This window comes from Actinomycetospora aurantiaca (assembly GCF_037401875.1).
Taxonomy (GTDB): domain Bacteria; phylum Actinomycetota; class Actinomycetes; order Mycobacteriales; family Pseudonocardiaceae; genus Actinomycetospora; species Actinomycetospora aurantiaca.
On the sequence record NZ_JBBEGN010000028.1, the window covers coordinates 37901 to 49424 of the forward strand.

The 11524-nt window shown below is 75.7% G+C and carries 12 protein-coding genes; 8 read left to right on the forward strand and 4 right to left on the reverse strand.

What is annotated here, in order from left to right:
* Positions 1 to 66: 66 nt before the first annotated feature.
* Positions 67 to 708 (forward strand): biliverdin-producing heme oxygenase, encoded by a 642-nt coding sequence (locus WCD74_RS28895; protein ID WP_337698382.1) that lies wholly within the window; start codon positions 67 to 69, stop codon positions 706 to 708.
* Here WCD74_RS28895 and WCD74_RS28900 read toward each other — a convergent pair whose 3' ends face one another.
* Positions 709 to 1440 carry an SDR family NAD(P)-dependent oxidoreductase gene (locus WCD74_RS28900; RefSeq protein WP_337698383.1) on the reverse strand — a complete coding sequence of 244 codons (732 nt, stop codon included), beginning with the start codon at positions 1438 to 1440 and terminating at the stop codon, positions 709 to 711.
* An 87-nt stretch (positions 1441 to 1527) separates the two neighbouring features.
* On the opposite strand from WCD74_RS28900, the gene WCD74_RS28905 reads away from it, so the two are divergent.
* Positions 1528 to 2346, forward strand: coding sequence for a helix-turn-helix transcriptional regulator (locus WCD74_RS28905; protein WP_337698384.1), 819 nt, complete (start codon positions 1528 to 1530; stop codon positions 2344 to 2346).
* On the opposite strand, the gene WCD74_RS28910 is transcribed toward WCD74_RS28905, so the two are convergent.
* Positions 2280 to 3209, reverse strand: a complete 930-nt coding sequence (locus WCD74_RS28910; RefSeq protein ID WP_337698385.1) for a patatin-like phospholipase family protein — start codon at positions 3207 to 3209, stop codon at positions 2280 to 2282. The two genes, WCD74_RS28905 and WCD74_RS28910, sit on opposite strands and share 67 nt — an antisense overlap.
* Positions 3185 to 3925 (reverse strand): putative protein N(5)-glutamine methyltransferase, encoded by a 741-nt coding sequence (locus WCD74_RS28915; RefSeq protein ID WP_337698386.1) that lies wholly within the window; start codon positions 3923 to 3925, stop codon positions 3185 to 3187. Before WCD74_RS28915 ends, WCD74_RS28910 begins: the two co-directional genes overlap by 25 nt.
* 19 nt (positions 3926 to 3944) lie before the next feature.
* On the opposite strand from WCD74_RS28915, the gene WCD74_RS28920 reads away from it, so the two are divergent.
* Positions 3945 to 5159, forward strand: coding sequence for an alpha-hydroxy-acid oxidizing protein (locus WCD74_RS28920; RefSeq protein WP_373696153.1), 1215 nt, complete (start codon positions 3945 to 3947; stop codon positions 5157 to 5159).
* A 4-nt stretch (positions 5160 to 5163) separates the two neighbouring features.
* Here WCD74_RS28920 and WCD74_RS28925 read toward each other — a convergent pair whose 3' ends face one another.
* Positions 5164 to 6381: a PucR family transcriptional regulator gene (locus tag WCD74_RS28925; RefSeq protein WP_337698387.1), complete on the reverse strand. Its 1218-nt coding sequence runs from the start codon at positions 6379 to 6381 to the stop codon at positions 5164 to 5166.
* Positions 6382 to 6532: 151 nt separating this feature from the next.
* Between WCD74_RS28925 and WCD74_RS28930 the strand changes: the two genes are divergently transcribed.
* The 5 genes from WCD74_RS28930 to WCD74_RS28950 are packed head-to-tail and all read left to right on the forward strand — an operon-like array spanning position 6533 to position 11488.
* A complete protein-coding gene (locus WCD74_RS28930; protein ID WP_337698388.1) occupies positions 6533 to 7348 on the forward strand; it encodes an ABC transporter ATP-binding protein in 816 nt (271 codons plus the stop codon).
* The gene (locus WCD74_RS28935; protein WP_337698389.1) at positions 7345 to 8097 is read left to right on the forward strand and encodes an ABC transporter ATP-binding protein; all 753 of its coding nucleotides are present in this window, start codon (positions 7345 to 7347) and stop codon (positions 8095 to 8097) included. Before WCD74_RS28930 ends, WCD74_RS28935 begins: the two co-directional genes overlap by 4 nt.
* Positions 8098 to 8139: 42 nt before the next feature.
* On the forward strand, positions 8140 to 9018 hold the full coding sequence (locus tag WCD74_RS28940; protein WP_337698390.1) for a branched-chain amino acid ABC transporter permease: 879 nt from the start codon (positions 8140 to 8142) through the stop codon (positions 9016 to 9018).
* Positions 9019 to 9020: 2 nt separating this feature from the next.
* The gene (locus WCD74_RS28945) at positions 9021 to 10157 is read left to right on the forward strand and encodes a branched-chain amino acid ABC transporter permease (protein WP_373696154.1); all 1137 of its coding nucleotides are present in this window, start codon (positions 9021 to 9023) and stop codon (positions 10155 to 10157) included.
* Complete coding sequence (locus tag WCD74_RS28950) at positions 10157 to 11488, forward strand: ABC transporter substrate-binding protein (RefSeq protein WP_337698391.1); 1332 nt, start codon at positions 10157 to 10159, stop codon at positions 11486 to 11488. The genes WCD74_RS28945 and WCD74_RS28950 overlap by 1 nt, the downstream gene beginning before the upstream one ends.
* The last annotated feature ends 36 nt before the right edge of the window (positions 11489 to 11524 follow it).

Below are 11524 nucleotides of genomic sequence, written 5' to 3' on the forward strand. Positions count from 1 at the left end.
CCCTCACCTGGTGATCGTGCCTAGGGTCGACGGCGACAGGGTCCGCTCACCAGCCGGAGGCGCCGGATGTCCGAGACCGCGATCCCGTTCCACCAGACCGTGCGGCGGTCCACGCTCGCCGTGCACGACCGCGCCAACCACTCGCCCTTCATGGGCGCCCTGTTCGACGGTCGCCTCCGGGTGGCCGACTACGCCCGCCTCGTCGAGCAGTACTGGTTCGTGTACAACGCCCTGGAGTCCACGGGCGACGCCCTGGTCGACGACCCGGTGGCAGGCCCCTTCGTCACCGAGGAGCTGCGCCGCGTCCCGCACCTCGCCCAGGACATCCGCTTCTACGGCCTGACCGAGCTCACCGCCCTGCCCGCGACCGAACGCTACGTGGACGCGATCACGGCGACGTACGACTGGCCCGGCGGCTTCGTCGCGCACCACTACACGCGCTACCTCGGCGACCTCGCGGGCGGCCAGGCGATCCGCGGCCTGCTGCCCCGGGTCTACGGCGTGACCGGCGGCGGCGTCGCGTTCTACGACTTCCGCGAGCTCGGCCCGACGCCGCGGTTCCGCGACCGCTACCGCGCCCTGCTCGACGAGGCCCCGTGGGACGCCGACGAGCGCGCGCGGATCGTCGCCGAGGTCGAGCGCGCGTTCGAGCTCAACATCGCGATGCTCACCGAGCTGTGGGAGACGACGGAGCAGCCCGCCGCCTGATCAGCCGAGGCTCGTCGTCGTGATCCCGCCGTCGACCGCGATCTCCGCGCCGTGCAGGTAGCCGGCGGCGTCCGAGCACACCCACGCGATCGCGGCCGCGACCTCCTCCGGGCGCCCGGGCCGGCCCGCGGGGGTGCGGGCGGTCATGGCCGTGACGACAGCGTCGTCGGCGTCGTTGATCGGGGTCCGGGTGGCCCCGGGCGAGACGGTGTTCACCCGCACGCCCCGCGGGCCGAACTCCGCCGCCCAGCTGCGCGCGAGCTGGATCTCCGCCGCCTTGGTGGCCGAGTACAGCCCGACGAACGGGTGCCCGACGTGCGCCATCCACGACCCGACGACCACGATCGCGCCGCTCCCGCGCTCCGCCATCGCCGGGGCGAGCGCCGCCGTCAGCACGTGCGGCGCGCGCACGTTCACCGCCAGCGCGGCGTCGAGGTCGGTGTCGGTGAGCGTGACGGTGTCGACGGCGGGGCAGACGGCGGCGTTGTGGACGAGGACGTCGACCCGGCCATCGAGCGCCGCGGTCGCGGCGGCGGCGAAGACGCGCAGCTCGTCGGGGGAGCCGGTGAGGTCGGACGGGAGGAAGGTCGTGCCGAGCTCCGCGGCGAGGGCGTCGCCGCGGGACTCGTCGCGGCCGGTGACCAGGACGCGGAGGCCGGCCGCGGTCAGGGCGCGGGCGGTGGCGGCGCCGATGCCGCTGGTGGAGCCGGTGACGATGGCGTGGGGGGTCATGCCGACGAGCCCACACCCGCCGTCGGGACACAACCAGGGCACGTCGTGACCCGGTTGATCGCCGGGGCGCTGCCTACGCTCGGTGCCGTGGCCTCCGCCCTCGGCTCCTTCCTGCGCTCCCGCCGCGACCGGCTGACCCCCGCGGCCGCCGGCATCACCCCGTTCCCCGGGCCGCGCCGCGTGCCCTGTCTGCGCAAGGAGGAGCTCGCCGTGCTCGCCGGGTTGAGCCCCGACCACTACAGCCGGCTCGAGCAGGGCCGGCAGCGGACGCTCACCGAGGACGTGGTGGAGGCGCTCGCCCGGGCCCTGCGGCTCGACGACGTCGAGCGGGCGCACCTGCGGGACCTCGCGGCCCCCGCCCGCCGTCGGGACTCCGGGTGGGAGGCGCCGCAGCGTCCCGACCCCGGCCTGCTCCGGCTGATGACGGCCCTCGCCGACGTCCCCACCCTGCTGCTGGGGCGGCGCTCCGAGGTCCTCGCGGCCGGGCCGCTGCTGGCCCCGGTGCTCGGCGTGGACCTCCGGCCGGGCGACTCGTTCGCCCGCTGGCTCTTCCTGGACCCCGGCGCGCGGGAGCGGATCACGAACTGGCCCGACTTCGCCGCGGCCGCCGTCGGTGCGCTGCGCTACGAGGTGGGCCGGCACCCGCGCGACCGGGCACTGGCCACCGTCGTGGCCGAGCTGCGGGCTGCGGACCCGGACGTCGCCCGGTGGTGGGACGACCACGGCGTCGCCGACCGGACCTCGGTGACCAAGCACATCGCCCACCCGACGGCGGGCCCGTTGGAGTTCGGCATCGAGGCGGTGTCCACCCCGCACGACCCGGAGCAGCGCCTCGTCGTCTACACCGTCGAGCCGGACTCGCCGACCGAGCGCGCGTTGTGGCTGCGCGTGCTCGCCTCGGCGTAGCCCACCTCCAGCGCTTCCCCCAGCAGACCCAGGTCCGTGGACGTCCGGGAGACGGCGGGCGCGTCCGCGGGCGGGCGGACCTGCCACACCCGCTCGCCGAGCCCGTCGAGCACCGCCTCGGTGCGGGCCGCCTCCGCGACCCGGTCCCGCCACGGCCCGACGACCCCCGGCGCGTGCCGGCGCAGCCACCGCCGCACGACCAGGTCGACCACGCCCGGCGGCTCCGCGGGCACGTGCTCAGCGGCGTGCGTGCGCAGCACGACGAGGTGCGTGATGCCGGCCGCCAGCGCGGCGTGCACCGCGACCGGCTCGGCCAGCCCGCCGTCGACGAACCGCCGCCCGGCCACCGCGACGGGCGGCCCCGCGAGCACCGGCAGCGTCGAGCTCGCTCGCAGGGCCCGCGGGACGTCGTCGGGGGAGTGCAGCAGCGGGCGCAGGTCGGTCGAGGCGCCGGTCGCCGCGTCGGTCGCCATGGGGTGGAACGGCCCTGCGAGGACCCGCTCGAACGGCATCGGGAACTCGTGGACGTAGACGTGCTCCACGAGGTGCGCGAGGTCCACCACCGGTCCGCCCCGGAGCAGCCGGCGCGGCTCGATCGTCCCGCGCATCACCGACCGGTCGACCCACGGCGCCATCGCCTCGCGGGCCATCCCGGCCGTGAACCACGCCGCGTTGAGCGACCCCGCCGACACCCCGTAGACCGCGTCGAAGCAGCCGCCGAGGCCCTGGTCCTCCAGCGCGGCCGCCATGCCGGCGGAGTACGTCGCGCGGCTCCCGCCGCCCTCCACGACCAACGCGACCCGCGACCCGTCGTCGGGAAGGCCTTCCCGACGACGGGTCAGCAGGGTGAGCGGGTCGGCCATCGTCCCTCCACGGTGGTCGCGTCGTCGTCGGTGTGCACGGTGGCCTCCAGCCCGGCGGTGCGCACGGCGGCGGCGAGATCCGGGCCCTGGTGGGTGGCGCACTCCACGAGCAGGGCGCCGCCGGGGGCGAGCCACCGCGGCGCGAGGGCCGCGATCCGGCGGGCGAGGGCGAGGCCGTCGGGGCCGCCGTCGAGAGTGCTGCGCGGCTCGTGCTCGCGGGCCTCCGGCGGCATGCCGGCGATCTCGGCGGTCGGGACGTAGGGCGGGGAGGCGAGCAGGACGTCGACCCGGCCGTGCAGCTCCGGGGGCAGCGGGTCGTCGAGGTCGCCCGCGTACACCCGGCCGGGCACGGTGCGGCGGGCGCACGCGACCGCGGCCGAGTCGAGGTCGACGGCGTGCAGGTCCACCGACCCGACCTCGGCGGCCACGGCCGCACCCAGCGCCCCCGAGCCGCAACAAAGGTCCACGACGACGGCCCCGGGCCGGGCCCGGGCCACCGCGAGGTCGACGAGCAGCTCGCTGCGGTGCCGGGGCACGAACACGCCCGGCGCCACGGCCACCCGCAGGCCGCGGAACGCCGCCCACCCCAGCACGTGCTCAAGCGGTTCTCCCGCGACGCGGCGCGCGACGAGTGCCTCGTCGGCGTCCGTGAGAAGCTCCGCCTCCTGCTCGGCGAACACGCAGCCCGCGGCGCGCAGCCGCGCCACGAGGTCCACGGGCCCCACCGTAGGACGGGTGGCCACCCGGCGTCCGACGTGGTGGCATCTGCGTGTGGCGCAGTACGGGGACTACCAGCTGGAGATCTACGGCGCGGGCCTCAAGGGGGTGCTGCCACGCTGGCCGGTGGACTTCCCGTCGCTCGAGGCCGCAGCCGCGGCGGCGTTGCCCGACTGGATCCTGAACTACGTCGCGGGCGGCTCCGGCGACGAGCGCACGCAGCGCGGCAACGCCGAGGCGTTCGGCTGGTGGGGGGTCGTGCCGCGGATGATGCGGGGCGCCTACGAGCGCGACCTGTCGACGTCGATCTGCGGGGTGGACCTGCCGACGCCTCTGTTCTGCGCGCCGGTCGGCGTCATCGGCATCTGCTCGCAGGACTTCCACGGCGACCTCGCCGTCGCCCGCGCGTGCGCCCGCACGGGCGTGCCGATGGTGATGTCGACGTTGACGAACGACCCGCTGGAGGACGTCGCCGCCGCCCTGGGCGACACCCCCGGGTTCTTCCAGCTCTACACGCCCAAGGACCGGGACGTGGCGGTCTCCCTGATCCAGCGGGCGGAGAAGGCGGGCTTCCGCGGCCTCGTCGTCACCCTGGACACGTGGGTCACCGGCTGGCGCCCGCGCGACCTCAACACCGCGAACTTCCCCCAGCTGCGCGGGCACTGCCTGGCCAACTACTTCTCCGACCCGGCGTTCCGGTCGCTGCTGGACGCGTCGCCGGAGGAGGACCCGCGGGCCGCGATCGGCCTGTGGTCGCGGCTGTTCGGTCACAGCGTGGGATGGGACGACCTGACGTGGATGCGCGAGGCCACCGACCTGCCGATCCTGCTCAAGGGCATCAGCCATCCCGACGACGCCCGACGCGCGGTGGAGCTCGGGGTCGACGGCCTCTACTGCTCGAACCACGGCGGGCGGCAGGCCAACGGCGGGCTGCCGGCGCTCGAGACGCTGCCCGACGTGGTGGCGGCCGCCGGCGAGGTCCCGGTCCTGTTCGACTCCGGGGTCCGCAGCGGCGCGGACGTGGCGAAGGCGGTGGCGCTCGGGGCGTCGGCGGTCGGGCTCGGGCGGCCGTACGCCTACGCCCTGGCGCTCGGCGGCGAGGACGGGGTGGTCCACCACCTCCGCTCGGTGCTCGCCGAGACCGACCTGGTGATGGCCGTCGACGGCTACCCGACGCTGGCCGACCTCCGGGGACAGGACTCGATCCGGCGCCTGCCGCACCAGGTGGCGTAGCCGCTCACGTGTCGGGCTCCCAGAGGACCCCGAGGCCGAGCAGGAGGCGGTCGCGCGGCTCGGTGACGACGCGGCCCGTGAGGTCCCGGATGCGCGCCAGGCGGTACATCACGGTGTTCCGGTGGCAGTAGAGCGCCGCCGCGGCCCGTGACGGCGAACCGTCCGCGGACAGCACGGCCTCGAGGGTCGCGAGGAGCACCCGGCGTTCGCCCGCGGGGAGGTCGAGCAGCCGGCCGAGGGCGGCCCGGCGCACCCGCTCCGCGAGCTCGGGGGACTGCGCGAGCAGGGCCTCCGGGAGCCGCTGGTCCAGGGCCACCACCGCGGCCCGTCCCGCGGGGACCGTCCGCGCCGCGATCCGCGCCTGCGTCAGCCCCACCGGGACCTCCGCGAGACCGGCGACCGGTTCGGACACCCCGGTCGGGGCGTGCGCCCGGGGCGCCAGGGCGGCGACGACCGGGCCGACGACGCCGGGGTCGGGGAGGGCCACGAGCCCGACCAGCTCGCTGTGGCGGTGGTGCCACACCGAGACCAGCCCGGCCTCGAGCAGCGCCTCGGACGGGTCGTCGAGCGGTTCGTCCGTGCCGGGGCCCGCGAGCACGACGGCGAGCGGGCCGTGCTCGGGCAGCCCGAGGGTCCGGGCGGCCTCGGCGGCGAAGCGGGGGTCGCGGGCGCGCCCCTCCAGCACCCCGTCGACGGTCGCCCAGCGGCGGCCCGCGTCCCGCCCGCGCAGCCGGGCCTCCTCGGCGCGGTAGGCGGAGACCAGCCGCGCGGAGCTGCGGTCGATGGTCCGCCACAGGTCGTCGGCGACGTCGAGCAGCTCGTGGTCGTAGGCGCCGCCGAAGTGCTCGGTGGAGGCGGCGCGCAGGTGGTCCCACAGCAGCCGTCCGCACAGCCGGTAGGCCTGCAGCACCACCTCCAGCGGCACGCCCTGCTGGGCCCGACGCCGGGCGGTCGCCACCGTCAGCGACGCCGCGCGGGTCTCGGGCGGCAGGTCGCCGCCGAGCACGAGCAGCACCCGGTCGAGGTTGGCCCGGCAGGTCGCCCGGAGGTCCTCTCCCACGGGGACCCCGTGGGCGGCGTAGGCGGCGTACGCGTCGCCGCTGTCGAGGATGCGGTGGGTCAGCTCGTCGGCGAGTCCGTCGAGATCCGCGCGCAGGACCCGGCACAGGACGGTGAGCACCCTGCCGGTCCGGGGTGTCCCGTCGTCGAGGGACGCGGTCACGGGAGCGAGCATGGCCGGTCGCCGCGACGCCCGGAAGGTCGCCGTGCTCGGTGCTGCATGACCCAGTTCACATTCTGTGCTCCGCGCCCATGGTCCCCGTCGTGCGCAGCGCCCAAGGTGGGCGAACCCGTCACCGACCACCGGAGCGCCCATGACGACCGCCGAGACCCGTTCCGGCTCGGCCGCGGCGGCCGGGGGCGAGCCCCCGGCCTTCGCCGTCGACGGGGTCACGGTCCGGTTCGGGGGGCTCACCGCGATGGACGACGTGTCGGTGGACTTCCGTGCCGGGGAGATCCACGGGGTCATCGGGCCCAACGGCGCCGGCAAGACCACCCTGCTCAACGTCTGCTGCGGCTTCCAGCGCCCGGACGCGGGGGTCGTGCGTCGCGCCGGCCGCACGCTCCCGGCGCTGGCGCCCCACCAGCTGGTCGGCCTCGGCATGGCGCGGACGCTCCAGGGCGTCGGGCTCTTCCGGGGCCTCAGCGCCCTGGAGAACGTCATGGTCGGGGCGGACCGGCATCGTCGGACCGGCTTCACCGCCGCCCTCCTCGCGCTCCCGCGGGCGGCGCGCGACCGGGCGGCGCTCGCGGAGCGCGCCCACGCCGCGCTCGAGGAGGTGGGCGCCGCGCCCTACGCCGACCGCCTCCCCGGCTCGCTGCCCTACCCCGTGCAGAAGCGGGTCGCACTCGCCCGCGCCCTCGCCGCCGACCCGGAGCTGATCCTGCTCGACGAGCCGGCGGGCGGGCTCGGCGCCGACGACATCGCGGCGCTCGAATCGCTGCTGCGGGACCTGTCCTCCCGCATGGCCGTGGTGCTGGTGGAACACCACATGGACCTGGTGATGGCGGTCTGCGACCGGATCACCGTGCTCGACTTCGGCCGCGTCATCGCCGTCGGCGACCCCGCCTCGGTGCAGGCCGATCCCGCCGTCGCCGCCGCGTACCTCGGGGAGGAGACGTCCCGGTGAGCACCGCCGACCCGTCGACGTCGACGGACCGTCTCGAGATCGAGGGCCTCACGGCGACCTACGGGCCGGTGACGGCGCTCGAGGACGTGTCCGTGCCCGCCGCACCCGGGGCGATCACCGCCGTCCTCGGCGCGAACGGCGCGGGCAAGACCACCCTGCTGCGCACGGTCTCCGGACTGGTGCGGCCCGCCGCCGGGCGGGTCTCGCTCGGCGGGCGCGACCTCACGGGTGCCGAGCCCGAGCGGATCGCGGCCGCGGGCATCGCCCACGTCCCCGAGGGCCGCGGGGTGATCACCGAGCTCTCCGTCGAGGAGAACCTGCGGCTCGGGTCGCTGCTCGGTGCGCGGCGCCCGACCGGGAGCGGTGGGCGGCGCTTCGACACCGACGGCGTCCTGGAGCTCTTCCCCGCGCTCGCGGAGAGGTTCCGACGGCCGGCGGACACGCTCTCGGGCGGCGAGCGCCAGATGCTCGTCGTGGCCCGCGCCCTGCTCACCCAGCCCTCGGTGCTCCTGCTCGACGAGCCCTCGCTCGGGCTGGCCCCGCGTGTGGTGTCCCAGATCTTCGCCGTGCTGCGCGACCTCACCGACGCCGGGGGGATCACGGTCGTGCTCGTCGAGCAGAACGCGCGCAGCGCCCTGCAGGTCGCGGACACCGGGGTGGTGCTCTCACTCGGGCGGGTCGTCGCGGTCGACGAGGCCTCCGCCCTCGCTGCCGACCAGGCCCTCCGGCACGCCTATCTCGGCTTCTGACGGACGTCCCGACCCACCCCGACCGAGCCGAAGAGAGGCGACGTGCAGCGGTTCCTCGACCTGACGCTGAGCGGGCTGTCCCAGGGCGCGATCTACGCCGCGTTCGCCCTGGCGCTGGTCCTGATCTGGCGGTCCACCCGGGTGGTCAACTTCGCCCAGGGCTCGATGGCGATGTTCACCACCTACCTGGCCCTCCTGGTGGTCGACGCCGGCGCGTCCTACTGGGTCGCGCTGCCCGTCGCCCTCGTCGCGGGACTGCTCCTCGGCGCCCTCGTCGAGCGCGTGGTGATGCGGCCGGTCGAGAACGGGCCCGAGATCAACCCCGTCATCGTCACGCTCGGGGTCTTCATCGCGCTGCAGGCCCTCGCGTCCCTGGTGTTCGGGGCGCAGTACCGCTCCTTCCCCGCGCCGCTCGGTCTCGGCGGGCTGACCGTGGGCGGCGTCAACATCGCCCTGACGCCCTACGGGCTGTTCACCGTGGGCGCGGTGCTCGTCACCATGCTCGCCCTCGTCGCGCTCTTCCGCTTCACCGACCTCGGGCTGCGCCTGCGGGCGTCCGCGTTCGACGGCGAGGTCGCCCGCCTGCTGGGTGTCCCCGTCGGCCGCATGCTCACCCTCGGGTGGGCGCTCGCGGCGGTCGTCGGGTCGCTGTCCGGGCTGCTCATCGCCGGCGGGAGCCTGGTGTGGCCCGCCTACATGGACGGTCTGATCGTCTTCGGGTTCGTCGCGGCGGTGCTCGGTGGTCTCGAGAGCCCTGTCGGGTCGGTGGTCGGCGGCCTGGTCATCGGCCTGTCCCTGTCCTACGTCAGCGGCTACCTCGGCTCCGAGCTCGCCGCCTTCGCCGCCCTGGTGATCCTCGTGGCCGTGCTGCTGGTGCGGCCGGCCGGCCTGTTCGGCCGGACGACGGTGCGGAGGGTCTGACCGTGACCGACACCGCGCCGCGCACCGGTCCCGCCGACGGGGTCGCCGGGGACGCACCCGAGGGCCCCACCCGGCGGTTCCCGCTGCGTCTGCCGCGCTCGCCGCTCGGGCGCCACCTCGCGGTGCTGCTCGTGGGCCTCCTCGTCGCCGTCGCCGTGGTGGAGCTCGCGAGCCCGTTCCGCGTCTCCCAGGTCGCGACCCTCGCCTACTACGTGGCCGCCTGCGCCGGGCTGACCCTGCTGACCGGGACCAACGGCCAGATCTCGCTCGGCCACGGTGCCCTGATGATGGTCGGCGCCTATACGTGCGCCCTGGTCCTGCCCCTCGGCGTCGGGTTCCCGGTGGCGGTGCTCGTCGGCGCCCTCGCGGCAGGCGTGGTCGGGGCCGTCGTCGGTGTCGCGGCCGCCCAGCTGCACGGGCCGTACCTGGCCGGGGCGACGCTGGCCCTGGCCGTCGGGCTGCCGGGGCTCGCGATCGCCTTCGACGGCGTGTTCGGCGGGGACCAGGGGCTCACCGTGACCGCCCCGCAGCCCCCCGGCTGGTTCGCCGACCTGCACTTCTTCCTCGTCGCCGCCGACCCCACGAGCACGCAGTGGCTGGCCTTCATCGGCATCGGCGTCGCCGCGGTGGTGCTGTTCCTGTTGGCCAACCTCGGGAACTCCCGCTACGGCCGGGTCTGGCGGGCGGTGCGGGACGACGAGGTCGCCGCCGAGCTCGCGGGCCTGCACCTCGGGCGGCTGCGGGTGCTCGCGTTCGTCGTCAGCGCGGTGTGCGCGGGTCTCGGGGGCGGGGTGCTCGCATTGGTCACGCGGCTCGTCGCACCGAGCGGGTTCGGCATTGTGCTCTCGCTCTCGCTGCTCGCCGCCGTCGTGATCGGCGGCCTGGGCAGCCTGCTCGGCGCGGTGCTCGGCAGCGCGGTCATCGTCTTCCTGCCGCCGCTGGTCACCTCCCTCGGCGCGGCGGCCGGACTGTCCGACGTGCAGTCGGCCGAGCTCTCCCCGCTGTCCTACGGGCTGGTGCTCGTCCTCGTGATGATCTTCGCGCCCGCCGGGGCGGCGGGCCTGGTGCGCCGGGCGGGGCGCGCCCGGCGCGGCACGGACACCGACGGGTCGGTACGTGGAACGACGAGGAGGTCGTGATGAGGGTCCGACGAGCGGCGGCACTGCGCGCCGTCGCGATGGTGGCGGTGCTCGCCGCCGTGCTGGCCGGCTGTGGCGCCGGCGGGCGCGGGGAGTCCGGGGGAGGGGCGGCCGACCCCGGCGTCACCCCGACCTCGGTGCGGGTCGGCGCGCACTTCCCGCTGACCGGGGTCGCCGCGCCGGGCTACGCCGAGATCCCCACCGGGTCCCGGGCCTACTTCGACTGGGTCAACGCCCGCGGCGGGGTGAACGGCCGGCAGATCGAGTACCTCTTCCGCGACGACGCCTACACCCCGACCCAGACCACCCAGGTGGTCAACGAGCTGGTCCTGCGCGACCAGGTGTTCGCGATGCTCGGCGGCCTCGGCACCGCACCGCACGGCGCGGTGCTCTCCTTCCTCAACGGCGAGCAGGTCCCGGACCTGTTCGCCTCCTCGGGCTCGTTGCTGTGGAACCAGCCCCGGCAGAACCCGATGACGTTCGGGTGGCAGCCGGACTACGAGGTCGAGGGCAAGATCCTCGGCCAGCACATCGCGCAGACGGCGCCCGGCGCGCGGGTCGGGCTCCTGCTGCAGGACGACGACTTCGGTCGGGACGGCGAGCTGGGTGTCCGGCGCTTCCTCGGGCCGCAGATCGTCTCGGTCGCGCGCTACACCTCGGGCGCGCCGGACATCGCGCCGCAGGTCTCGCAGCTCCAGGCGGCCGGGGCGGACCTGGTCATCGGCTTCACCGTGCCCTCGTACACCGCGCGCAGCCAGCTCGCGGCCCAACGGCTCAACTACCGGCCGCAGTGGGCCTACAGCAACGTCGGGTCCGACGCCACGCTCGTCGGGGGCCTGCTCAGCCGGCTGTCCCAGGGCCAGGCCGGGGCGAACCCGCTCGACGGCGTCCTCACCACCGAGTACCTGCCCGGACCGGACGACGCGAACGACCCGTGGGTGCAGCTGTTCTCCCAGGTCTGGGCCGCGCACGGCAACGGGGAGCCGCTCACCAGCTTCCGCATCTACGGCATGGCCGAGGCCTACACCTTCGTGCAGGCCCTGCAGGCGGCCGGCCCCCAGCTGACCCGCCGGGGACTGGTCGAGGCCGTGCAGCGCCAGGGCGGTGGCCCGGACGGCTTCCGCGGCCCGGCCTTCCCGCCGTTCCGCTACGGCCCGGACTCCCACGCCGGGATGGCGGGGGTCGCGGTGGCGCGGCTGCAGGGCGGCACGACCGTGCCGCTGACCCCGGTCCGCCTCACCGACAACGGCGACGCCCCGATCACCGACTCGGCGGCGGAGACCCGTCCGGCGCCGCCGCCGCAGGGGGTCCCGACGGTGCAGCCGAGGTGAGCACAGGTGAGCACTTTCCCGTGCCGGGGCACGGGA